Below are 23,157 nucleotides of genomic sequence, written 5' to 3' on the forward strand. Positions count from 1 at the left end.
CACCTTTTCTATATAAATTCGGTTTGCCATGCGCCTATTGAAGCGCGAAACAGGTGTCCGGGTCAGCCCGAACCGCATAATAAAATTTTTTAACGACGGGGGTTTACAAGTAAAATACCGATCCGTATTATGCGCGCCACAACGACGGCAAACGTTGTTGTAGTTGATCGTAAAAGAGCAATCTTTGCAATCAATGCCCAGGTGGTGAAATTGGTAGACACGCCAGCTTCAGGTGCTGGTGACCTTACGGTCGTGGAAGTTCGAGTCTTCTCCTGGGCACCAAATTCGAAAAAACCGAGCCAACGGCTCGGTTTTTTTATGCCTGCCATTTAGCTTAGCAGGCAATTTACAGAAGCCGCCAAACATCCTTGGCGGCCTTGTATTTAGCGGCTTTCAGACCCGAAACTGACCGAGACTGGCTCTGAGCTGGGTGGCCAGGCCATCTAACACGCGACCACTATTAGCCGTTGCCGCGACCGCCTCAGCAGCATATTGCGCCTCCGAGTGAATCACCTCAACCCGCCCACGCACCGCATCGGCATCTTGCGCCTGATGCACGGCTGCACTGGCCGCCGCATTGATTGCACCATGCACCTCTTCCACGGCTATTTGCACTGAACTCTGCACGCGCTCACTCTCATTTAGCGCGGCCAAACCTTGCGCCGCCTGTCGGCTGGCTTGACCAATCGCGGTTACCGCCTCGCGCGCGCCCTGCTGCAACGCACCGATATGCGCTTGAATATCACCGGTCGACTGCTGGGTTTTACTGGCCAAGGCGCGAACTTCATCCGCTACCACTGCGAAACCGCGACCACTTTCACCCGCACGCGCCGCTTCAATTGCCGCGTTCAAGGCCAGCAAATTGGTTTGCTCGGCAATGCCGTGAATCACCGTCAGCACCACCTCGATTTGTTCGCTCTGCCGCGCCAGACGCTGAATCACTGCGGCACCCGTGTCCACACTGCTGACTAATTCGGCAATCGAGCCACCCACGCGCTTGGCGATTGCTGCGTTATCCTGAGTTGCCTGGCGAATCGAACCGACACGCTGCAAGGCTTCTTGCATCGAATGGCTTTCCGCCTGAGCGGCCTCGACCATCTGCGCCAGCGCCTGCAGGCTTCCGGCGACCTCATCACGCTGACGGGCCGCAGACACCTCGGCTGTAGCACTGCGCGCCGCCAAACCTTGAATCTCGACACCGGTACGCACCGCAATATCACCAGCCTCTCGCACGATCGGCTGCAACTTGCCGACAAAGCGATTGACCACGGCCGCCATGTCGCCGATTTCGTCCTGACTGCTGACCTGCACCCGCCGAGTCAGATCACCCTCGCCTGCCGCCCAATCATCCATGACCGCAATTAGCGCGTGCAGCTTGCTCACCACCCGGCGACCCAGCACTAGCGCCAGCACCAGCAAAATCGCCAGGCCGACCAAGGCCAAACCAATGCTGATATTCCAGCGCAGGCTCTGCGCCGCAGACTCAATGGCATCGCGACTGTTGTCAGTCATGGCCTGCGCCGTTTGCTGAGCACCTTTCAGCCGTGCCGCCAATGCACCGGCACTGTCATTGGCCGCTGCACTCAAACCGTCCGAAACCAACTGCCCGCTGCTGGCAATCAGGGCAGTGAAGCGCTGATCAAACTGCGCGACCACATTGTCGACATCCACAGTCGAGATACCGAGAATGACCTTGCCTATCTCAGAACCCATTGGATTGATCGATGACTCAGCGATGTAGACCCCAGGATCATTGGCCGCCGCATTGAGCAACTTATCCAGCGAACCACGGCCCTGCCCTTTGCCGATCAGGGCTTTAACGCGCTCATCGGTACGATTGACGTGACGGGTCAACCGCTCACCGCTGGCATCGACATAGACGGCAAAGAGCACATTCGGATTACGATGGGCCATGCGCACCAATTCGGTCAGCGCCGGCACATCGTTATCCCAGATGGCTTTGGGCGCAACTGCAGCCAGCAGTTGCGCAAGATCATTTGCCGACTGCTTGAGATTGCTTTCAAGCACGCCGCGCAACTGTACCTGCTCCGCACTCAAGCGCTCCTTCAGCCCGGCATTCAAGCTTGCCTGCGTTCTGCTGGAAAGCCCCTCAAGGCCACCGCGCACCTCGGAACTGGCCGCATCAAGATCAGCCGATAAGCGCTGCGTATCGCTATTCAATCGGGCAGACAAATCCTCGACCAGGGTGTTGACTGTTGCGCGCGTCAGCACAACCGCCACCAACACTTGCACCAATAACGCCAAGCCCAAGGCAATAAAAACCGGGCGCAGCAAACGACTGCGTAACAACGAAGCAATGGCGAACACGGGACGACTCCTCAACAACCGTACTTCTATAACGGCGACTTCAGGGATTTATTGAGGCCCAGCAAGCTTTATGCCCAAAGATTTTTCTGCAACCGAAAAACAGCCATGCGACAGCGTTGATTTGGCCAGTGCAGAATGCAAAAAGGGCCGCACGAGGCGACCCTTTTCAACCCATCGCGATAATTACGCGAATGGATGACGCAGCACGATAGTCTCGTTGCGGTCAGGACCGGTCGAGATGATATCGATAGGAGCGCCGACCAGCTCTTCAACCCGCTTGATGTAGTTGCGAGCATTAGCTGGCAGCTCTTCAAGGGTCTTGGCGCCCAAGGTCGACTCGCTCCAGCCCGGTACTTCTTCGTACACTGGCTGCAGGCCGATGTAGCTGTCAGCATCAGTCGGCGCATCAACCAGAACGTCGCCGTTCTGATCTTTGTAACCAACACAGATGTTGATGGTTTCCAGGCCGTCGAGCACGTCCAGCTTGGTCAGGCACAGGCCCGAGATGCTGTTGATTTCGATAGCGCGACGCAGGATAACCGCGTCAAACCAGCCACAGCGACGGGCACGACCCGTGGTTGCACCAAATTCGTGGCCACGCTTGGCAAGGAACGCGCCGGTCTCGTCAAACAGCTCCGTCGGAAATGGTCCAGAACCCACACGTGTGGTGTAAGCCTTGGTGATGCCGAGGATGTAGTCGAGGTACATCGGACCAAAACCCGAACCGGTAGCGATGCCACCTGCCGTGGTGTTGGAGCTGGTCACGTACGGATACGTCCCGTGGTCGATGTCCAGCAGCGAACCCTGCGCGCCTTCAAACATGATGTCTTTGCCGTCACGACGCATGTCATGCAGGATCGCAGTAACGTCAGCCATCATTGGCTTGAGCAGTTCTGCGTACTCCATGCACTCATCCAGGGTTTTCTGGAAGTCGATTGCCGGCTCTTTGTAGAAGTTCTGCAGCACAAAGTTGTGGTAGTCGAGCAACTCACCAAGCTTGGCAGCAAAGCGCTCACGGTGGAACAAATCACCGATACGCAGGCCACGACGTGCGACCTTATCTTCGTAAGCCGGGCCGATACCGCGACCTGTGGTACCGATCTTGGCATCACCACGGGCTTTTTCGCGGGCCTGATCCAGCGCCACGTGATACGACAGGATCAGCGGACAAGAAGGACTGATAAGCAGGCGCTCACGCACCGGCACGCCTTTCTCTTCGAGCTTGATGATTTCACGCATCAGCGCATCCGGGGCAACCACCACGCCGTTGCCGATCAAGCACTGCACGCCGTCGCGTAGAACGCCTGACGGGATGAGGTGCAGAACGGTTTTCTCGCCGTTGATTACCAGCGTATGGCCAGCGTTATGACCACCCTGATAACGAACTACGGCAGCAGCCTGTTCGGTCAGCAGGTCGACGATCTTACCCTTGCCCTCATCGCCCCACTGGGTGCCCAGGACTACGACATTCTTACCCATAACACTTGTCCTCATTCGCGCAAGCTAGATGTCGGCGATAACCGACGGAAACATATCAGGACGCCAGGGGCGTCACTTGCCAACGACCATCGCGCAACTGCAACTGACGGTCACAGCCAGCCTCATGCGCAGCAGCCAAAGTCTGCTCTGGCAGAGCCTGTACAACCCGCGCACCTTCGCCGCGCAGCTTTTGTACCGCTTGCCACAGGTAAACATCGTGGTGATCAGGCGCCCAAATGCCCGCTGGCGCTTCTGCCAACTGCATGTTGCCCAAACTCACCAAGGTCTTTAAATCTGTCGAGAAACCGGTTGCCGGGCGCGCGCGACCAAAGTCTGCGCCGATATCGTCATAACGACCACCCTGAGCGATCGACTGACCGACGCCCGGCACAAATGCAGCAAACACCACACCCGTGTGATAGTGATAGCCACGCAACTCGCCCAGGTCAAAGTACAACGGTAACTCCGGATAACGCAGGCTCAGCTCATCGGCAATCGCCAACAGATCATCCAGCGCCGCATGCACATCATCCGGCGCTTCAACCAGACACGCCTGCGCCAGATCGAGCACTTCACGGCCGCCACACAACTCAGCCAAGGCGCGCAACATTTTGCGCAATTCAGCTGGAAGTGTTTCGGTTAGCTCAGCAATTTCATCAATCGCCTTGCGCTGCAGGGCATCGAACAACTGCTGCTCAACCGCACCGGACAAATCCGCTGCCCGTGCCAGCCCGCGATAGATGCCAACATGACCGAGGTCCATGTGCACATCCGGCACCACGGCCAACTCAAGCGTGTTAACCAAAAGACTGATGACTTCCACGTCACTCGCCGGGCTCGCGTCGCCATACAACTCGGCACCCAGCTGGATTGGGCTGCGCGAGGTGGTCAATGCCCGTGGCTGCGCATGCAACACACTGCCGGCATAACACAGACGGCTCGGCCCTTCGCGACGCAAGGTGTGCGCATCAATGCGCGCCACCTGCGGCGTGATGTCCGCACGGAAACCCATTTGCCGACCCGACAACGGATCGATCACTTTGAACGTTCGCAGATCGAGATCCTGACCCGCGCCTGTCAGCAGCGACTCAAGGTATTCAATGTGCGGCGTTACCACGAATTCATAACCCCAGCACTGGAACAGATCCAGCACCTGCCGACGCGCCACTTCAATGCGCGCAGCTTCTGGAGGCAAAACTTCTTCAATGCCATCTGGCAGCAGCCAGCGGTCTACCGTCGCCATTTCGCCATTCCCCTCTTGATCCGGGCGGCACAAGCCATCAGTGAAGCCAATAAAGAAGTGCTGTGCCCAGCAACATGCTGGTCAGCCCCATAAGACGCAGTCCGCGATCCGGCAACTGAACTAGCTGCTCGACCGTACCGCGCCAACGACGCGGATAGAGGAAGGGCAGGATGCCTTCCAGCACCAACACCAAACACACTGCAATGCCTAATTCCTGCCACATGATTCCCACAGACGCAAAAAAGCCGGGATTTTCCCGGCTGCCGCATCATACCACGTTTTCTTAAACGGTCACCCCGACGGACGACATGCGTCCGTCGGGTTAACAGTTATGGCTGCTTGGATTTTTCCAGATAGCGGAAGAACTCGCTACTAGGGTCCAGCACCAGCACGTCACGCTTGTCCGCAAAGCTCTCACGGTAAGCTTTCAGGCTACGGTAGAAAGAGTAGAACTCCTGATCCTGACCGTACGCCTTGGCGTAGATGGCTGCAGCTTTAGCATCACCCTCACCGCGCAGCTCTTCAGCCTGGCGGTAGGCCTCAGCCAACAACACGCGGCGCTGACGATCGGCATCCGCACGGATACCTTCTGCCAACTCCTTACCTTTGGCGCGGTGCTCACGAGCTTCACGCTCACGCTCCGAACCCATACGGTCGAACACACTGCGGTTTACTTCTTTAGGCAGATCAATGCCTTTAACTCGCACATCAACCACCTCGATACCCAACTCAGCCTGCGCAGCCTTGTTCAGCGATGCAGTTACATCGGCCATCAAGGCGTCACGCTCGCCCGACACCGATTCGTGCAGGGTCCGCTTACCGAATTGGTCACGCAGCGAAGCTTCTAGACGACGCGACAGGCGCTCATCAGCTGTCTGCTTAACGCCAGATGTTGCGGTGTAGTATTTCTCGGCATCACGCACACGCCATTTGGCGTAGGCATCCACCATCAATGCTTTCTTTTCCAGGGTAAGGAAACGCGAGCTGCTTGCGTCCAATGTCATCAAGCGGCCATCAAACAGACGCACTTTGTTGACGTATGGGATTTTCACATGCAGACCCGGCTTTACATCCGGATTAACAATACGCCCGAATTGCAGCAACACCGCACGCTCGGTCTGAGCAACGATGTAGAAGCTATTCCAAGCCACGATGGCCAGAACCACTGCAACGATCAGGGCAACCAGTGATTTACTACTCATCAGCGGCTCTCCCTTGAACGCAAATCAACCGGTTGCGGCGTACGCACGGCGCTGGTATCTGGATCACTTGCAGAAGCACTGCCAGAAATTGCGCTCGAACCACTGCCTTTACGGCCATCAATCATTTTATCCAGCGGCAGGTAAAGCAGATTGTTCTGCCCCTTGTCACCCGTGACCAGAACCTTGCTGGTATTGCTCATCAGCTCTTGCATGGTGTCGAGATACAGACGCTCACGGGTAATGTCCGGCGCCTTGCGGTACTCACCGACCAGAGCCGTGAAGCGATCAGCTTCACCCTGAGCGCGGGAGACCACTTCGTCGCGGTAACCCATGGCATCTTCGACCAAGCGCTGGGCCTGACCACGTGCTTCTGGCACCACACCATTGGCATAGGTTTCAGCTTTGTTCTTCTCGCGCTGTTCATCTTCACGCGCACGAATCACGTCATCGAAGGCCTCTTGAACTTCACGCGGCGCCGCAGCACTTTGCAAGTTCACCTGAGTCACCACGATGCCGGTCTTGTAGTTGTCCATGAAACGCTGCAAGCGCTCCTTGACCTCACTGGCCATCAGCTCACGACCTTCGGTCAGCACCTGATCCATTTCGGTCGAACCCACCACGTGACGCACCGCGCTATCAGTTGCTTGCTGCAAGCTGGTTTCGGGCGAATCGACGTTAAGTACGAAATCCTGCAAATTGCTGATCTTGTACTGCACGGTCAACGGCACTTCGATGATGTTTTCATCTTCGGTCAACATCTGCCCCTGCTTGCTGTAAGCACGCTCACGGGTGACGTTTTCCTGAAATTTCCGATCAATCGGCGGGAAGTAGATGTTCAGGCCAGGGCCTACAGTCTCGTAATATTTACCGAAACGCAGAACAACCGCTTGCTCCTGCTCATCGACAACATAGATCGCGCTGTAAAGCCAAAAAGCCACGATCACCAGGAAGCCAACCAGGAGCATGCCGTAGCCGCCCTTGCTGCTGCCACCATTGTCACCGTCGCCACTGCCACGTTTTTTACCGCCACCGAATAACCCGTTAAGGCTTTCCTGTAGCTTGCGGAAGGCCTCGTCGAGATCTGGAGGACCTTTGCGATCGCCACCGTTATTACGGCGCCCACCCCACGGATCCTGATTATTCGAGTTGCCACCCGGCTCATTCCAAGCCATAGCGCTCTCCATCTGATAAAGCAAAGACGCGTCCACGACGCGTCGGCCAATGCTACCGAATGCCCAGCCTCAGCGGCACAACCGCTGACACAGGCTTTATTGCAAAGTGTGTTGCTCGATAAATTCCAACGGCTGCAGACCAGCGCGACTCACCAACCGGTTCAGCTCCACACGCGGCAAACGTACTGCCAACAAACTACTGCCATCTTCACTGTGACCTTCACTCTGCACGGCGCCTAACTCAAAAAATTGAGCCCGCAACCGGCCAAGCTTCTGCGGCAACTGTAATGTGCCTACAAACAGATCATCACTCAAGAGTTCCGCAATTGCCTGCTTAAGTAAAGGTAGACCACGCCCATCGCGTGCCGACAACCATACACGTTGTGGCTTGCCGTCGGCATTACGCTGAATTTGTGGTTCAACCCCCTCAAGCAGATCAAGCTTGTTGTAGACCTCAAGAATTGGCAACTCATGGGCACCAATTTCAGTCAGCACCGCCAACACTTGCTCGATCTGCGCCATACGCTCGGGCTCATGCGCATCAATTACATGCAGCAACAAATCCGAGTTACTCGACTCTTCAAGGGTCGCACGAAACGCCTCAACCAATTTGTGTGGCAGGTGGCGAATAAAGCCCACGGTATCAGCCAGCACAATAGGGCCGAAATCGTTCAGGTCGAGACGACGCAGTGTTGGATCAAGGGTGGCAAACAATTGGTCAGCCGCGTAGACCTCGGATTCGGTCACGGCATTGAACAGGGTCGATTTACCGGCGTTGGTGTAGCCCACTAGCGACACCGAAGGGATATCCGCGCGCTGTCGACCACGACGTGCCTGCTCGCGCTGACTGCGGACCTTATCGAGTTTTTGCTTAATCTGACGAATACGAACCCGCAACAAGCGGCGGTCGGTTTCGAGCTGTGTTTCACCCGGACCGCGTAAGCCGATACCACCTTTTTGTCGCTCAAGGTGAGTCCAGCCGCGGACCAGACGAGTACTCATGTGATCCAACTGAGCAAGTTCGACCTGCAACTTACCCTCGTGAGTACGCGCACGCTGGGCAAAAATATCGAGAATCAAACCCGTACGGTCTAACACCCGACATTCAAAGGCACGCTCAAGGTTCCGCTCCTGACTGGGCGTCAGGACGTGATTGAAGATCACCAGATCGGCCTCAGCGGCCTTGACCTGGTCACGCAATTCTTCAACCTTACCGCTACCGATAAGGTATTTCGCAGTCAGCCGATTGCTCGGCACGCTGAGAAAGGCCACCGTGTCAGCACCCGCTGAAACAGCGAGTTCCTGAAACTCTTGCGGATCTTCACTCGCCTCGGAGTTCTGGCCATCCAAATGAACCAGGATGGCCCGTTCACCACCTTCATGGCGTTCGAAGAACAATACAGCCCCCTAAAATCAGGCGTTACCTGGCTCTGACTCGGCCTGCTCCGTTTCGCTAGCGGTTGGCAGACGAACCGGACGGCTCGGCACTACGGTGGAAATTGCGTGCTTGTAGACCATCTGGCTGACAGTGTTCTTCAGCAAAATTACAAACTGGTCGAAAGATTCGATTTGTCCCTGCAACTTAATCCCGTTAACCAGGTAAATAGATACCGGGACGCGTTCCTTACGCAGGGTATTTAAGTAAGGGTCTTGTAGCGAATGCCCTTTTGACATGTGCCGCACTCCTTTAAGGATCAATTTCAATAATTTAAGAATCAATAAACAACTTAGCGCCGCTTCCCCTTAAGGATAGACGGCTAACGGCATGGTCTCATTTCAATATGGAGGCCGATGCAAAGTATTTCAAGGCACGTGACGCATTGTCGCAAGCTAAGCTGTCCAGCCAGTGCACATCAGCCCAACTGCGCAGCCATGTAAACTGCCGCTTGGCCAACTGGCGAGTCGCAATAATCCCCAGTTCCTGCATCTTTGAACGACTTACACCGCCATCAAGGTATTCCCATACCTGGCGGTAACCTACTGCACGTATAGACGGTAAACCCGGGTGCAAGTCACTTCTTTTACGCAGAAGTTCGACCTCCTCGATGAAGCCTTGTTCAAGCATCATCTGAAAACGTCGTGAAATTCGTTCGTGGAGCACACTTCGATCAGCCGGCGCGATGGCCATGCAAGCGACATTATAGGGTAAATGGCCAGCAGTCGCCGGGTTAACCTCAACATTTTGTTGCGCTTGGCGCTGGCGGTGCTCAGTCATGCTCAAACCACTGACTTTATACACCTCAAGCGCCCGGATTAAGCGTTGCGGATCATTAGGATGAATCCGCGCGGCCGACACGGGATCAACCGCTGCCAACTCCTGATGCAACACCGCCCACCCTTCAACCAAGGCGCGCGCCTCAAGCGCGGCACGTACCTGCGCATCAGCGCCAGGCATATCAGCCAAGCCGTCCTGCAAGGCCTTGTAATAGAGCATGGTGCCGCCGACTAGAAGCGGGATGCGGCCTCTGGCCGTGATTTCAGCCATTTCCGCCAAGGCATCTGCACGAAACTCCGCCGCCGAGTAACTCTGGGCCGGGTCGCGAATATCAATTAAACGATGGGGATATTCAGCCAAGGTGGCTTTGTCGGGCTTTGCGGTGCCAATATCCATGCCGGTATAGACCAACGCCGAATCGACACTGACGAGGTCACACGGCAGCGCCCGTGCCAGCTCCAGAGCCAAATCGGTCTTACCGGCAGCCGTGGGCCCCATCAGGAATATTGCTGGCGGCAGACGCTCAGACATTGCTTATATTTCTCAAGGAAGGCGCGCGGCCAGCTAGCGTCCGCGCAGGAATAATTTATCCAAATCGTCCATGCCCATTTGCGTCCAGGTCGGCCGACCATGGTTGCATTGGCCACTGCGTTCGGTGTGCTCCATATCCCGCAACAACGCGTTCATCTCAGGCAGCGTCAGGCGGCGATTGGCCCTGACCGAGCCATGACAAGCCATGGTGCCGAGCAATTCATTGATATGCGCCTGAACACGGTCACTGGTGCCGTACTCAAGCAGATCGGTCAACACATCCTGCACAAGTCGCGTGGCTTCAGCTTGCTTGAGCAACGCCGGAATCTGGCGGATCGCCAAGGTTTCCGGACCGAGGCGTTGCAACTCGAAACCCAGGGTCTGGAACAACGCAGCATGCTCCTCCGCACTGTCAGCTTCGCGCTGACTGACAGCGATCGACTCAGGCACCAACAACGGTTGACCGCGCAAACCTTCGCTGGCCATCGCCACTTTCAGGCGCTCATAGGTGATGCGCTCATGGGCGGCGTGCATATCAACTACAACCATGCCTTGCACGTTTTCCGCGAGGATATAAATACCCTTGAGCTGGGCGATTGCATAACCCAGTGGCGGCACATCGCCTTGCTCGGGCGGCAAGCCAACCGGCCCAACGGCCGGCGACATCGGCGTGAAGTATTCACGATAAGCCGCTTGGCTTTCGGCTGCAGGCAATGCGGCGCGCCCACCCTGAAAACCTGCTCCCGGCGAACGCCACACCGAGTCCGATTGCGGCCGCTCAAGCACATTGGCCGCCAGGCCCATCTCACCTTGCGGGCCAAACTCTCCAGCAGCCTGCCCTGTCGGGCGGACCATGGCATTTACCGATGCAGGCGCAGCCAACTGATCCTCAGGACGCACATCGCCCAGCGCCCGGTGCAAGGTGCCATACAGGAAGTCATGAACCATGCGCCCATCACGAAAACGCACCTCATGCTTGGTCGGGTGCACGTTGACATCGACCACGCCCGGATCAATCTCGAGAAACAAGACAAAGGTGGGATGGCGGCCATTGAACAGCACATCGCGGTATGCCTGACGCACGGCGTGAGCCACAAGCTTGTCGCGCACCATACGTCCGTTAACGTAGAAATACTGCAAGTCAGCCTGGCTGCGCGAAAACGTCGGCAAACCCACCCAACCCCACAAACGCAGGCCGTTTCGCTCAATCTCAATTGGCAAGGCTTGTTCCAGGAAGCCATTGCTGCAGACCGACGAAACCCGTCGGGCACGGCTGGCTTCGTCATGAGCCTCGTGCAGCGAGAGAATGGTTTTCCCGTTGTGACGCAATTGAAAACCGACATCGAAGCGGGCTAACGCCAAGCGCTTAATCACTTCTTGCAGATGATCGAATTCGGTCTTTTCGGCACGCAAGAACTTGCGCCGCGCCGGGGTATTGAAGAATAAATCGCGCACTTCCACCGAGGTACCAACCGGGTGCGCAGCGGGCTGCACCCGTGGCTGCATATCACGGCCTTCGGTTTCGACTTGCCAGGCCTGCTCAGCGCCTGCAATACGCGAAGTCAACGTCAGACGCGACACCGAGCTGATCGACGCCAGCGCCTCACCGCGAAAGCCCATGCTGATGACGTGCTCAAGGTCTTCAAGCTCACGAATCTTGCTGGTGGCGTGACGGGCCAGCGCCAGGGGCAAGTCATCCGGGGAGATGCCACCGCCATCATCACGCACTCGCAACAGCTTGACGCCACCTTGCTCAACATCCACCTCAATGCGCTTGGCGCCAGAGTCGAGACTGTTTTCCAGCAGTTCTTTAATCACCGAGGCCGGACGTTCTACAACTTCGCCAGCGGCAATCTGGTTGGCCAGCCGCGGACTAAGCAGCTGGATTCTTGCAGCATCAGTCATGGTTGGGCAGCCAGGGAGGTAGCAGGAATCTTCAGCACCTGGCCAATTTTGACCACATTTGAGCTCATTGAGTTGGCGCTTTTGATCGACGCCATACTGACCTGATAACGCGAAGCAATGAGTGCCAGGCTATCGCCAGAGCTGACCCGGTGCTCACGAGGGCCTTGGGCGATCTTGCCCGAATCACGCATCCAGGCGATGTATGTGCCCGGCGGTGGGTTCTGCTCAAAAAACTGCTTAACCCCAGTCATGATCGAGCGCGCCAAAGACCGCTGATGACTTGCGGTGACCAACTTGTTGGCTTCATTGTTGTTGGAGATAAACCCCGTCTCAACCAAAATCGAGGGAATATCCGGCGACTTCAGCACCATAAACCCAGCTTGCTCAACACGGCGTTTGTGCAACGGCGTCACCTGGCCAATATTACTCAGCACTTTCTGACCAACATTCAAGCTCGACGACAAGGACGCCGTCATCGACAAATCAAGGAGCACACCTGCCAGCATGCGGTCTTTATCATCGAGGCTGACATTGCCTGCCCCCCCGATCAAGTCAGATTGATTTTCCGAGTCAGCCAACCACCGTGCCGTTTCCGACGTAGCTCCGCGATCAGACAGGGCGTACACCGAGGCGCCAAAAGCGGCGCGCGATGGAGCCGCATCAGCGTGAATCGAGACGAACAGATCCGCGCCTTTCTTGCGCGCGATTTCGGTACGCTTGCGCAGAGGAATAAAGTAATCGCCGGTGCGGACCAACTCTCCACGATAGCCCTTCACGGCATTGACTTGTCGCTGCAATTCTTTGGCGATAGCCAGGGTGACGTTCTTCTCTACCCGACCTTTGACCGACGACAACGCGCCCGGGTCTTCGCCGCCGTGACCGGCATCAATGGCAATTACGATTTCGCGCTTGCCACTTGGCACCGGGGTCAACTTCGGTGGCGCCTGAGTCGGCGTCACGGGAACAGGGGCTGAAGGCGTTACCGTAGTGGGCGGCAAGTTTGGTGTGCTGTCAGCGCCTTTATCGTACAAATCGACGACTAGACGGTCGCCGTATTGTTGATTAGGAGCCAAGGTAAAACTTTTAGGTGTGACCGCTTCTTTAAGGTCAATCACCACGCGCAAGTCATCGGCCGTGCGCTGCGCCGAACGCACACCGGTAATGGGCGTATTGCTCAACGACAGCTTATCCAGCGAAGTCGCCAGTTTAGCGCCACTGATGTCAATCACGATGCGGTCAGGTGCCGCCAAGGTAAACACACTGTGCTTGACCGGACCGGACAAATCAAAGACCAACCGGGTATTGTCCGGCGCTCGCCATAAGCGAACACTGCGCACATCAGAGGCAGCAAATACCTCTGAAGCCAATGCAGCCAGCACGACCCCTACTAAAACTAAACGCGCGCTTATGCGCATACCCGACCCCATTATCTTATTCATCTCCCAATGGCCAAATCGGCACACCAGGCAGTACTGCGCGGGCTATTCGCTTGGAAACGCAGCAATCGCCCTGCTCCCTGCACGCTAATGGTAATGTCCATATCCGCCTTTGGCAAAACGCCTGCGCCCTGCTCGGGCCACTCAACCAGGCACAATGCATCGCCGTCGAAGTAATCGCGGATCCCCAAGAACTCCAGTTCTTCCGGATCGACCAGGCGATACAGGTCAAAGTGATAGATCCTTACGTCACCCAACTCGTAGGGCTCAACCAAGGTGAAGGTGGGACTTTTAACCGCCCCCATATGACCAAAACCACGGATTATCCCGCGGGAAAAGGTAGTTTTACCGGCGCCAAGGTCCCCGTGCAGGTAGATTACCCCAGTACCTGCCGTAATATTGGCAATACGCCCGCCCAACTCGACCATCGCCTGCTCATCTGCGACGTACAGCTCTAACTCAGACAACAGACTGCTCCTGTAATAACTGACGAATGGCATCACACAAATCACTGGCAGCCAAGCCGACGCCCATGACTGCTAGGCGCTCACCGGCTCTCGCATGTAACCACACGGCCAAGGTTGCCGCAGCAAAGGGCGCCAACCCTTGCGCCAACAGCGCACCTATGACCCCGGCCAAAACATCGCCCAGCCCTGCACCCGCCATCACCGGATGGCCATGATCACAGAGCCGCAGGTGCCCGCCAGGGTCAGCAATCAAACTCCCCGCCCCCTTCAACACGCAAACCCCATTAAACTGCTGAGCCAGTGCCCGTGCAGCTGCCGGTCGATCGGCCTGCACCTGAGCAGTACTCAGGCCAAGCAAGCGCGCGGCTTCACCCGGATGCGGCGTAATTACACAGTTTGCTGGCAGTGAGACACAACCCGAAGCCAACAGGTTCAGCGCATCCGCATCCCAGACCTGCGGGACCTGACTGATTGCCGCGACCGATAACAGGCTACGGCCCCATGCACGCTGGCCCAAACCGGGGCCGAATACCCACACTGATGCGCCCTGGCCGAGCGCCAGCAGTTGATTGGCAGAAGCAACAGCGGCCGCCATAACTTCGGGGATGCGCGCCTGAGCCGCCGCAACATGCTCACAGCGAGTGGCCAGAGAGACCAGCCCGGCACCGCTGCGCAGTGCACTTTGTGCGGTCAACAAAGCCGCGCCAGCAAAGCCATGATCGCCTCCAACCACCAGCACATGCCCTAACTGACCTTTATGCACGGTCGGGCGCCGTGCAGGTAACTGCGGCGCATTCCCCTTGGCGATGCGCTGGGCCGTCGCTGCTTGCGCGGCCACAATGGCAGGGTCCACCTGCAGGTCATCAAAGGCTATATGCCCGACATATTCAGGCGCTTGCCCGGTGAACAGGCCAATCTTCAAACCAATCAGTGTAAAAGTGATATCGGCTCGCACAGCGCAGCCAAGCACCTGGCCGGTATCCGCGCTCAAGCCCGACGGAATATCGACCGCCAGAACCGGCAAACCACTTTTGTTGATTTGTCCAATAACAGCGGCATAGGGCTCACGCACCGGCCCCGCCAACCCGGTTCCGAGCAAGGCATCAACCACAACCCCTTTGAGCGCCGCCTGTCCAGACCAATACTCGACAAGCACCCCTGCCGCCTGCGCCTGCTTAAACGCCAGCGCCGCATCACCGCATAACGCAGCCGTGTCACCCACGGCAATCACTCGAACCTGCCAACCCGCACGCAAGGCCAACTCGGCAATCAGGTAGCCATCACCGGCGTTATTGCCCTTCCCAGCCAACACGGTCAGCTCACCAATGGACTGCCAACGCCGACGCAATACGCGCCATATAGCGTGGGCGGCAAGTGTCATAAGTTTGAAACCCGGAGTGCCCGCCGCAATTAAACTGGCATCAAGCTGGCGCACCTGCGTGGCGTTATAAAGGGCAAATGGTAAATTGTCTGCAGAATCCGGCATGCGAGTACTCCGTTGTCTGGCAGAATTATACGCACCTCATCTCCTGGTTTGCCGCTGAACATGTCAATCGATTCGCTAGATCTCAACCAACTCGCACAGTCGATAAAAGACTGGGGCCGAGAACTGGGCTTTCAGCAGGTGGGGATTAGCGGGCTTGATCTGGGCGAGCATGAAGCTCATTTGCAGCGCTGGCTGGATCAGGGCTACCAGGGTGAAATGAACTACATGGCGGCCCATGGCAGCAAGCGCTCACACCCGGACCAGTTAGTACCCGGTACGCTTAGGGTGATTTCGCTGCGCATGGATTACCTGCCGGGCGATACCCAGATGGTTAAACGCCTGACCCAGCCGGAAAAGGCTTATATATCGCGCTACGCGCTGGGCCGCGACTACCACAAACTGATTCGCAAGCGCTTGCAGCACCTGGCAGAACGTATCCAGCAGGCGATTGGCCCCTTTGGCTTTCGCGCCTTTGTCGACAGTGCGCCAGTGCTGGAAAAAGCCATCGCCGAACAATCAGGGCTGGGCTGGATCGGCAAAAACACCTTGGTGCTTAACCGTAAAGCCGGTAGCTATTTCTTTTTAGGCGAGTTGTTTGTCGATATCGACCTGCCGGTGGACGCCCCGCACAGCAGCGAACATTGCGGACGCTGCACGGCGTGCCTCGACGTTTGCCCGACGCAGGCGTTTGTCGGGCCCTATGTGCTGGACGCCCGGCGCTGTATTTCGTATCTGACCATTGAGCTCAAGGGTTCAATTCCCGAAGCGTTACGCGCCCCCATCGGCAACCGCGTCTTTGGCTGTGATGACTGCCAGATGGTCTGCCCCTGGAATCGCTTTGCCAGCCCCACCGAGCAATCTGACTTCAAACCACGCCACCAACTCGATAATTCCGAGCTGGCACAGCTATTTTGCTGGAGCGAAGAGGAGTTTCTGAGTCGCACCGAGGGCTCACCTCTGCGCCGCGCCGGTTACGAGAACTGGCTGCGCAACTTGGCTGTAGGTCTAGGGAATGCGCCCTCAAGCATCCCGGTCATCGAGGCGCTTAAAGCACGCCGTGATTATCCTTCCGAGCTGGTCCGTGAGCATGTCGAGTGGGCACTCAAGCGTCACAACCAGCCCTGACCACAGCGGTCGCCGCCATCAGGCCTTGAGGAAGTGTTCGCGGTAATACTGCAATTCAGCGATGGACTCACGAATATCATCCAACGCTTGGTGAGTACCTTTTTTGACGAAACCTTCCTTGATCTGCGGCGCCCAGCGATCAGCCAGAATTTTCAGGGTCGAAACGTCCAGATAGCGGTAATGGAAGTATTCCTCCAGCGTCGGCATATAGCGATACAGAAAACGACGATCCTGACCAATGCTGTTACCGCAAATCGGCGACTTGCCCTTAGGCACCCACTGCTCAAGAAAGGCGATGGTTTGCGCTTCAGCCTCAGCCTGGCTGACTTTACTGTCCCGCACCCGCTGGGTAAGCCCGCTTTCGCCATGGGTTCGGGTATTCCACTCATCCATGCCCGCCAGCGCTTCATCAGTCTGATGCACGGCGATGACCGGACCTTCAGCCAGCACGTTAAGCTCGGTGTCGGTGACAATGGTCGCCATCTCGATGATCACGTCACGCTCGGGATCAAGACCGGTCATTTCCAGGTCGATCCAAATCAAGTTGTTTGCGCTTTGCATAGTTCGCTCCTCTAAGGCCTAGCCAGTCAGACTGTGTGAAAACTACTGCACTCGACAATACAGCGTTATAAACAGACGAAAAATGCTCATTTAGAACACCTAAACTGCGCTTTTTCGCCTGTTAAAGCCTTGTCTTGCCTTCGCTCGTGACGTTTTCACACACCCTGCAATGCCGCCAGTTTAGCGAATAAATCAGCCGGGGATACGCCAAAGCAGCAGACTTGAGTCGCGCCAGTCATTCAATTGCAGGGTTTGCTCCGGCGCTACTCCCGGCACCTCGAAGGTATTGCTCACGAACAATGCCCCGGGGCGCATTTCCTGAACCGACTTTTGCCACAGCGCGGCCATGGGCGCAGGGGACAAAAAGCAGTACAGCACATTGAATTCAGCCAGATCAGTGCGCCAAAGACTTTGATAGCGAATGCTGCAGTTGCTCTGAAACAGCGCGCGGAACTTGGCCAGCAAATAGGACAAGGGCGCAGTCTCAACCCCGACGAACTGGCCTGTGGGAAACTGCCGAGCCAGTGTTAACAATGGCCCGGCGGGGCCGCACCCCAAGTCAACAAAACGCAGCGGCGCAGGTTGTTGCGCAATGATGCCTGCCAGCAACTGAGTGCCCTGCGCGCCCGTCAGGTACAAAGGCACCCGCTCCGTGAAGCTGTTCCAGTTGAAGAGCAACAGCAGCAAAAAGGCCGCAAGAAACACCCAGGACGGCAACGGCGCGCCGCCAAAAGCCAACAGCGCAGGCACAAAGCCCAGATTCAGCCACCACCACCAGCGTGATAAACCTAGCCAACGGCCCAGAGTCGCAGCCATCAACCCTTGCAACAGCCCTGCAGTCAGCCACCCGAAACGCCACCCGGCAAGGTGATTAGCCGCCAGCACAACAGCGGTCAGCAAGGCGGTCGCCAGCAACTGCGCGAGCAGTGCCACCAAAGCCGGATAACGCTGAGCTAATCTGCGCAAGCCCTCAACCAACACCATCACCCGCCTCCATCATTGCCGCGCCATGATTTGGCACCGCCGTGATTCAAATTACTGATTTTGTCGGCTGATGCGCCTCGCCGTCTAGCCGGAGCAACAGCCTTTGTCGTTGCCCGTGCTAGAATTGCCAGCGAAATAATCCCCCTATGTAACACACCTTCGGAACCTTCATGGCCAAACGCCAACTCAATCGCCGGCAAAACTGGCGCATCGAAAAAATTCAGGGCGAGCGCGCTGCCCGCGCCGCCAAGCGCGAATCACAAGCATTGCAAACGCTGGAAGGCGGCGACCTTGGCCCCGAGCAAACGGGGCTGGTGATCGCCCACTTCGGCGTTCAAGTTGAAGTCGAAGCGCTCGAAGGGGACATGGCCGGCCAGGTCTTTCGCTGCCATCTGCGCGCCAACTTGCCGACCATGGTCACTGGCGATCGCGTGGTTTGGCGTCCCGGCAATCAAGGGATCGGGGTTATTGTTGCGCAACTGCCGCGCAATACCGAGCTATGCCGGCCAGATACTCGCGGCCAATTAAAACCTGTCGCGGCCAACGTAGATCTGATCGTTATCGTCTTTGCGCCGCTGCCAGAACCGCACGCCAACTTGATCGACCGCTATTTGGTCGCAGCCGAGCACGCCGGTATTCGCCCGCTGCTTCTGCTCAACAAGGCTGACTTGATTGACGATAAAAACGGCGTCGCGCTCAATGCCATGCTTGGCGTTTATCGCCAGTTGGGATACCCGCTGCTTGAGGTGTCGGCTCATCAGGGTGACGGCATGGACCAGCTTATGCAGCAACTCGACGGCCACGTCAGTGTTTTCGTCGGCCAGTCCGGTGTCGGCAAGTCGTCGCTGGTAAACAGCTTGCTGCCCGAAGTTGAAACCCGCGTCGGCCCGCTGTCTGAACTGACCGGCAAGGGCACTCACACCACGACCACAGCACGCTTGTTTCACTTCCCCGGTGGCGGTGAGCTTATCGACTCACCCGGCATTCGCGAGTTTGGTTTGGTGCATGTCAGCCGCGATGACGTTGAAGCGGGTTTTATCGAGTTCCATGACCTGCTCGGACACTGCCGCTTTCGCGATTGCAAGCACGACCGGGAACCTGGCTGCGCGCTGCTTAAAGCCCTTGAAGACGGCCGTATACAGCCCCAACGCATGGCCAGCTACCGGCATATTCTGACTACCCTGCCAGAAGACGACTATTAAGCTGCTCGCACTCGATGGGCAACGTCAGGTTGTCCACTGGAACGCATCAACGATGCATCCGTGGCAGCGGGCTGTCGCGATCAACAAAGGTGGATCGCGACAGCCGCATTGACGCTAAGACCACGCCAGCGTTCGCCGAGTTAAGGCTCGGGCTGATCGAGCTTCAACGCGCCGTCTTCGAAGATATTCAAACGCTGCTTGATTTCATCAGCAGGCAGAATATCCTGCGGGGCAATAGCTGCACCTTTAGCGTCCGGTTTGTCTGCAGCCTCGGTGGCCGGCGCGTCTCCGGCACCTTGAGCACCGTCAATTGCGCGCTGGGCCTTCTTGGTCAGTACAACAATATCGATCCGCCGGTTAACCGGATTTAACGGGTTTTCGCGATCAAACAGTGCGGAGGATGCGTAACCTACAACCCTCGCCACTTTATCGGTGTCATAACCGCCCTCTACCAATACGCGCCGTGCCGCGTTTGCGCGGTTGGCAGACAGCTCCCAGTTACCAAAGCCGCCACTGCCAGCAAAGGGTTTGGCATCGGTATGGCCGCTGATACTGATCTTGTTCGGCACTGCATTAATGGTATCGGTCAGCGCCAGCAAGATATCTTCGAAGTAGGGCTGCAGGCGTGCACTGCCGATGTCAAACATGGGGCGATTTTCGGCATCCATAATCTGAATACGCAAGCCAGCCTGAGTAATTTCAAACAGAATCTGATCCTTGAAATTACGCAGTTGTGGATCTTCGTTGACTTTGGTTTGCAGCTCTTGCAGCAACAACTCCAAGCGCTCACGCTCCATCTGTTCGGCAATGCTCTCGGCCTTTTGCGGATCAACCGGGGCCGCGTCAGATGATGCATCAGGCTGCACATCAGTGGCGCTCTGCGACGCATCCGGCTTCATCTCGGGGTTCAAGGTGCGATCAGGTGAAGGGGTTGGCGAGCCGCCGAGATCAATCACATAGGGGCTGGCACTTTCAGTAAAGCCAATAGGGTCCTGAAAGTAACCGGAGATCAGTTTTTTCTGTTCGGGGGTGGCCGACGACATCAGCCACATCACCATAAAGAATGCCATCATCGCGATTGCGAAGTCGGCGAAGGCAATTTTCCACGCGCCGCCATGGGCGCCACCCGCGACTTTCTTGACGCGCTTTACGATGATTGGCTGATTGTTCTCCATGGTTCAGCCTTTAGTTTCCACGCATAGCCTGTTCAAGCTCGCTAAAGCTTGGGCGGTGCGCCGGGTACAAGACTTTACGCGCGAACTCGACAGCAAGCGATGGCGGCATGCCGGACGCAGAAGCAACCAAACCCGCCTTTATCGACTCGTAGACATTGACCTCTTCTTTGGCATCATGCTCCAGGGAGCTGGCCAGCGGACCAAAAAAGCCATAAGAGGCCAAAATCCCCATAAAGGTACCGGCCAGAGCCGTCCCGACCTTTTCACCGATTTCGGCGTTATTCGCCTCGGCCAGCACCGACATGGTTATCACAATACCCAATACGGCGGCCACAATACCCATTGCTGGCAGGCCATCGGCGATCTTGGCAACCGCATGCCCAGGGTGATCAAGCTCTTCTTTGAGGCTGGCGATCTCCATGTCGAACAAGCCCTCAAGCTCGTGCGGCGCCATATTGCCGGACGACATGATCCGCAGATAATCACAGATGAACGCGGTCATCCGCTCGTCCTTGAGGATCGCCGGGTACTTGCTGAATATGGGGCTCGCCGCCGGATTCTCGACATCAGCCTCAATGGCCATCATGCCTTCACGCCGACTTTTGTTAAGGATTTCGTAGATCAGTTGCAGCACATCCAGATAGTAGGAGTGCTTGAAGCGCGAACTGAACATCTTCAGCGACTTCTTGAATACGTGCATAAAGGTGCTACCAGGGTTTGCCTGGAGAAATGCCCCCAATGCCGCGCCCCCGATAATGAGCACCTCAAACGGGTGCACCAATGCCATTACATGGCCGCCAGACAGGATGAAACCACCCAATACGCTGGCGAACACCACTATGATGCCGATGATTTTTGCCATAATTTAAAAACTTACGCGCCTGAAATAAGGAATAGTTGAAACAACCCTTCTCTATATCGGAAGGTTTGGGCGAGACTATAGTCAGTTAATAATAAAAGCCAGTTTGGCCCACCCAATGTCAAATCAAATTGCTAAACCTCGCACTCTTAAAGCATGGCTGGAGCTATTAGATAACCAGTTGATGCCGGTGCAGATAGAAAGCCGACAGAAAGTTCTGGCCGCACTGACGGACAGTCGGCGCTCTTTGCGCGAGATAGCGGAACTGATTCAAACTAGCCCAGCCTTGGCGATCAGTGTGCTGCGCGAGGCCAATGCATCACAGAACACCCTCGGCGAACCGGCCGAAAGCCTCGAGAACGCGCTTAACCGGCTGGGTCTGCAACGCACCCAGACCTTACTTGAGCGCTTACCCGCGTTAAATCGCGAGGAAATACCCTTGGCATTACGCCAAATCCAGCTGATCAGCCAACACGCCTCGCAGCAAGCCAGTGGTTTATTCTCCAGTCGTTTAGCGCGACTGTGGCAGGAAATCCATTGGGGCAGCATGCTGTTTCTCGCCCCGGTGTGGGCGCTGGTGGCTGCTTACCCTGACTTGCTAAGTACCTGGGAGCAACGTGTTCTGGTCAAAGCCGAGCCTGCGCAAAAGGTCGAGATCGACATGCTCGGCGTACCCTTGCTGCAACTTTGTCTGGCCGTTGCCGAACGCTGGAAACTGCCCGAGTGGATTTGCCACAGCTACCGGTTGCTGCTCAATGACCGACGATTTCTTGCAAAAACCCTATTGATTGCCCGCGACAATGAACACCCACTGCATCAGCAACAATGCCTGGACGCCGATCCAGAGCTGCAGCGCTGGCTCAGCCAACCGGCCAATTGCATCCTGCTGGCCAATGGTTTGGCGCTGTCTGCGCACCATGCGTGGGATGGTCCGCACAGCTTGCGCTGGCAGCAACTCACCGGGCTTTACCTGCAATTGCCGGTTGCCGATTTACAGCAATCAATCCATCAGCAAGCCGCTATCAGTGCTCGCAAACTGGTCACCACTGACCTTTGGCATCCTGCTCAAGCACTGCTTTGGCCCTGGCATACCAGCCACTTGGTAGCGACTGAGCCCAGCAAAACTGTTAGCAAAGCAGACGTGCAAGACTGGCGCCAGCTGTGCCAACAACTTCTTAGCGAGCCCAGCGCATTCAATAATGTCCTGCAATTAACTGCCTGCGCCAGCCGCGCCTTGCAAGCAGGGGGTATGCAGCGCGTCCTTTTGCTGCTGGCTGATCGCACGCAAAGCAAGCTGGTAGCGCAGCAAGGCATTGGCCTTGATTCATCGGCCAATGGGCTGAGTATTGACCCGCAACAAAGTCAGGTTATCCGCACGCTGTTGAGCAAACCCGGACAACTGCGTTTAACCCCGGAAAATATTGCCCAATTTTCGGCGCGTTTGCCCGGTGCCCTAAAGGCGCTATTCCCCAGCGAACACGTAATGCTCAGGTCATTGGGCAGCAATGGCCGGGTGGCGATGATTGCGATCTGCGATTGCAACGGGGCGGAGCTGGATGAAAACCGCCTGCAAATCTTCGCCAAAACCGGCCAGTGCATTGAGCGCGCACTCAACAGCTTTGCCAATCGCGGGCGCTAAGAGCGCCTCCGGCTCACCCATAAGCCGCTCAGACATGGTTCAGCGAACCCATTCACCCGCCGTAACGTCTCGCACAGTAGTGTTGTTCGAAGATTCACCCTCCTTTCCGCTACAATGCTGGCGATATACTCATTTTTCTGAGGTCCGG

Annotated in this window: 20 protein-coding genes, 1 tRNA gene and 1 pseudogene; 4 read left to right on the top strand and 18 right to left on the bottom strand. The window is 56.6% G+C overall.

The genetic code is table 11. The features are described 5' to 3' along the window. Positions 1–195: 195 nt before the first annotated feature. Positions 196–282 (top strand) — tRNA-Leu (locus AACY09_RS06995). Between the two features lie 111 nt (positions 283–393). Here the strand turns inward: AACY09_RS06995 and AACY09_RS22020 are convergent. The 14 genes and pseudogenes from AACY09_RS22020 to AACY09_RS07060 all read right to left on the bottom strand — a co-directional run bounded on the left by AACY09_RS22020 (position 394) and on the right by AACY09_RS07060 (position 15,464). Beyond that, the gene (locus tag AACY09_RS22020) at positions 394–1,278 is read right to left on the bottom strand and encodes a methyl-accepting chemotaxis protein (protein ID WP_445323795.1); all 885 of its coding nucleotides are present in this window, start codon (positions 1,276–1,278) and stop codon (positions 394–396) included. Further along, positions 1,252–1,914 (bottom strand): annotated as a pseudogene (locus AACY09_RS22025) (HAMP domain-containing protein); the annotation flags it as partial. The gene AACY09_RS22020 and the pseudogene AACY09_RS22025, both read right to left, overlap by 27 nt. Before the next feature lie 597 nt (positions 1,915–2,511). After that, entirely contained in the window at positions 2,512–3,807 is a 1,296-nt protein-coding gene (locus AACY09_RS07005) for an adenylosuccinate synthase (protein ID WP_339486876.1), read from the bottom strand. Positions 3,808–3,862: 55 nt separating this feature from the next. Continuing rightward, positions 3,863–5,050 carry an ATP phosphoribosyltransferase regulatory subunit gene (locus tag AACY09_RS07010; RefSeq protein WP_339486878.1) on the bottom strand — a complete coding sequence of 396 codons (1,188 nt, stop codon included), beginning with the start codon at positions 5,048–5,050 and terminating at the stop codon, positions 3,863–3,865. A gap of 37 nt (positions 5,051–5,087) precedes the next feature. Beyond that, positions 5,088–5,273, bottom strand: a complete 186-nt coding sequence (locus AACY09_RS07015; protein ID WP_339486879.1) for a DUF2065 domain-containing protein — start codon at positions 5,271–5,273, stop codon at positions 5,088–5,090. Between the two features lie 106 nt (positions 5,274–5,379). After that, positions 5,380–6,252: a protease modulator HflC gene (gene hflC, locus AACY09_RS07020; RefSeq protein WP_339486880.1), complete on the bottom strand. Its 873-nt coding sequence runs from the start codon at positions 6,250–6,252 to the stop codon at positions 5,380–5,382. Next, positions 6,252–7,424, bottom strand: coding sequence for an FtsH protease activity modulator HflK (gene hflK, locus AACY09_RS07025; protein WP_339486882.1), 1,173 nt, complete (start codon positions 7,422–7,424; stop codon positions 6,252–6,254). Before hflK ends, hflC begins: the two co-directional genes overlap by 1 nt. A 96-nt stretch (positions 7,425–7,520) precedes the next feature. Continuing rightward, entirely contained in the window at positions 7,521–8,822 is a 1,302-nt protein-coding gene (hflX, locus tag AACY09_RS07030; protein WP_339486884.1) for a ribosome rescue GTPase HflX, read from the bottom strand. 15 nt (positions 8,823–8,837) lie between these two features. Further along, positions 8,838–9,098: an RNA chaperone Hfq gene (hfq, locus tag AACY09_RS07035; RefSeq protein WP_010488369.1), complete on the bottom strand. Its 261-nt coding sequence runs from the start codon at positions 9,096–9,098 to the stop codon at positions 8,838–8,840. Between the two features lie 97 nt (positions 9,099–9,195). Beyond that, positions 9,196–10,170 (bottom strand): tRNA (adenosine(37)-N6)-dimethylallyltransferase MiaA, encoded by a 975-nt coding sequence (gene miaA, locus AACY09_RS07040; RefSeq protein ID WP_339486886.1) that lies wholly within the window; start codon positions 10,168–10,170, stop codon positions 9,196–9,198. 33 nt (positions 10,171–10,203) lie between these two features. Then, positions 10,204–12,075: a DNA mismatch repair endonuclease MutL gene (gene mutL, locus AACY09_RS07045; protein WP_339486887.1), complete on the bottom strand. Its 1,872-nt coding sequence runs from the start codon at positions 12,073–12,075 to the stop codon at positions 10,204–10,206. Continuing rightward, a complete protein-coding gene (locus tag AACY09_RS07050) occupies positions 12,072–13,502 on the bottom strand; it encodes an N-acetylmuramoyl-L-alanine amidase (RefSeq protein WP_339487096.1) in 1,431 nt (476 codons plus the stop codon). The genes mutL and AACY09_RS07050 overlap by 4 nt, the downstream gene beginning before the upstream one ends. Before the next feature lie 8 nt (positions 13,503–13,510). After that, positions 13,511–13,978 (bottom strand): tRNA (adenosine(37)-N6)-threonylcarbamoyltransferase complex ATPase subunit type 1 TsaE, encoded by a 468-nt coding sequence (tsaE, locus tag AACY09_RS07055; protein ID WP_339486889.1) that lies wholly within the window; start codon positions 13,976–13,978, stop codon positions 13,511–13,513. Further along, positions 13,971–15,464 (bottom strand): NAD(P)H-hydrate dehydratase, encoded by a 1,494-nt coding sequence (locus tag AACY09_RS07060; RefSeq protein WP_339486891.1) that lies wholly within the window; start codon positions 15,462–15,464, stop codon positions 13,971–13,973. Before AACY09_RS07060 ends, tsaE begins: the two co-directional genes overlap by 8 nt. Before the next feature lie 60 nt (positions 15,465–15,524). Here AACY09_RS07060 and queG point away from each other — a divergent pair, with 60 nt between their 5' ends. Beyond that, a complete protein-coding gene (gene queG, locus AACY09_RS07065; protein WP_339486893.1) occupies positions 15,525–16,589 on the top strand; it encodes a tRNA epoxyqueuosine(34) reductase QueG in 1,065 nt (354 codons plus the stop codon). An 18-nt stretch (positions 16,590–16,607) separates the two neighbouring features. Here queG and orn read toward each other — a convergent pair whose 3' ends face one another. Together orn and AACY09_RS07075 are read right to left on the bottom strand one after the other, a co-directional pair. Further along, positions 16,608–17,150: an oligoribonuclease gene (gene orn, locus AACY09_RS07070; RefSeq protein WP_339486894.1), complete on the bottom strand. Its 543-nt coding sequence runs from the start codon at positions 17,148–17,150 to the stop codon at positions 16,608–16,610. A gap of 192 nt (positions 17,151–17,342) precedes the next feature. After that, positions 17,343–18,134, bottom strand: a complete 792-nt coding sequence (locus AACY09_RS07075) for a class I SAM-dependent methyltransferase (protein WP_339486895.1) — start codon at positions 18,132–18,134, stop codon at positions 17,343–17,345. Between the two features lie 170 nt (positions 18,135–18,304). Here AACY09_RS07075 and rsgA point away from each other — a divergent pair, with 170 nt between their 5' ends. Next, the gene (rsgA, locus tag AACY09_RS07080; protein ID WP_339486896.1) at positions 18,305–19,336 is read left to right on the top strand and encodes a small ribosomal subunit biogenesis GTPase RsgA; all 1,032 of its coding nucleotides are present in this window, start codon (positions 18,305–18,307) and stop codon (positions 19,334–19,336) included. Between the two features lie 140 nt (positions 19,337–19,476). Here rsgA and motB read toward each other — a convergent pair whose 3' ends face one another. Then, entirely contained in the window at positions 19,477–20,511 is a 1,035-nt protein-coding gene (gene motB / locus AACY09_RS07085) for a flagellar motor protein MotB (RefSeq protein ID WP_339486897.1), read from the bottom strand. Positions 20,512–20,521: 10 nt separating this feature from the next. Next, complete coding sequence (gene motA, locus AACY09_RS07090) at positions 20,522–21,373, bottom strand: flagellar motor stator protein MotA (RefSeq protein ID WP_339486899.1); 852 nt, start codon at positions 21,371–21,373, stop codon at positions 20,522–20,524. 115 nt (positions 21,374–21,488) lie between these two features. Here motA and AACY09_RS07095 point away from each other — a divergent pair, with 115 nt between their 5' ends. After that, positions 21,489–23,009, top strand: a complete 1,521-nt coding sequence (locus tag AACY09_RS07095; protein ID WP_339486901.1) for an HDOD domain-containing protein — start codon at positions 21,489–21,491, stop codon at positions 23,007–23,009. Positions 23,010–23,157 lie beyond the last annotated feature (148 nt).

Source organism: Pseudomonas sp. EL_65y_Pfl2_R95 (assembly GCF_963971045.1).
Lineage (GTDB): Bacteria > Pseudomonadota > Gammaproteobacteria > Pseudomonadales > Pseudomonadaceae > Aquipseudomonas.

Bases quoted from the DNA above. Each gene is read 5' to 3' on its own strand.
- mutL (WP_339486887.1), bottom strand. From the start codon at position 12,075: ATGACTGATGCTGCAAGAATCCAGCTGCTTAGTCCGCGGCTGGCCAAC.
- hflC (WP_339486880.1), bottom strand. From the start codon at position 6,252: ATGAGTAGTAAATCACTGGTTGCCCTGATCGTTGCAGTGGTTCTGGCC.
- motA (WP_339486899.1), bottom strand. From the start codon at position 21,373: ATGGCAAAAATCATCGGCATCATAGTGGTGTTCGCCAGCGTATTGGGT.
- miaA (WP_339486886.1), bottom strand. From the start codon at position 10,170: ATGTCTGAGCGTCTGCCGCCAGCAATATTCCTGATGGGGCCCACGGCT.
- AACY09_RS07095 (WP_339486901.1), top strand. From the start codon at position 21,489: ATGTCAAATCAAATTGCTAAACCTCGCACTCTTAAAGCATGGCTGGAG.
- AACY09_RS07005 (WP_339486876.1), bottom strand. From the start codon at position 3,807: ATGGGTAAGAATGTCGTAGTCCTGGGCACCCAGTGGGGCGATGAGGGC.
- rsgA (WP_339486896.1), top strand. From the start codon at position 18,305: ATGGCCAAACGCCAACTCAATCGCCGGCAAAACTGGCGCATCGAAAAA.
- queG (WP_339486893.1), top strand. From the start codon at position 15,525: ATGTCAATCGATTCGCTAGATCTCAACCAACTCGCACAGTCGATAAAA.
- AACY09_RS07010 (WP_339486878.1), bottom strand. From the start codon at position 5,050: ATGGCGACGGTAGACCGCTGGCTGCTGCCAGATGGCATTGAAGAAGTT.
- AACY09_RS22020 (WP_445323795.1), bottom strand. From the start codon at position 1,278: ATGGCGGCCGTGGTCAATCGCTTTGTCGGCAAGTTGCAGCCGATCGTG.
- motB (WP_339486897.1), bottom strand. From the start codon at position 20,511: ATGGAGAACAATCAGCCAATCATCGTAAAGCGCGTCAAGAAAGTCGCG.
- AACY09_RS07075 (WP_339486895.1), bottom strand. From the start codon at position 18,134: ATGGTGTTGGTTGAGGGCTTGCGCAGATTAGCTCAGCGTTATCCGGCT.
- AACY09_RS07015 (WP_339486879.1), bottom strand. From the start codon at position 5,273: ATGTGGCAGGAATTAGGCATTGCAGTGTGTTTGGTGTTGGTGCTGGAA.
- hflK (WP_339486882.1), bottom strand. From the start codon at position 7,424: ATGGCTTGGAATGAGCCGGGTGGCAACTCGAATAATCAGGATCCGTGG.
- orn (WP_339486894.1), bottom strand. From the start codon at position 17,150: ATGCAAAGCGCAAACAACTTGATTTGGATCGACCTGGAAATGACCGGT.
- hfq (WP_010488369.1), bottom strand. From the start codon at position 9,098: ATGTCAAAAGGGCATTCGCTACAAGACCCTTACTTAAATACCCTGCGT.
- AACY09_RS07050 (WP_339487096.1), bottom strand. From the start codon at position 13,502: ATGGGGTCGGGTATGCGCATAAGCGCGCGTTTAGTTTTAGTAGGGGTC.
- AACY09_RS07060 (WP_339486891.1), bottom strand. From the start codon at position 15,464: ATGCCGGATTCTGCAGACAATTTACCATTTGCCCTTTATAACGCCACG.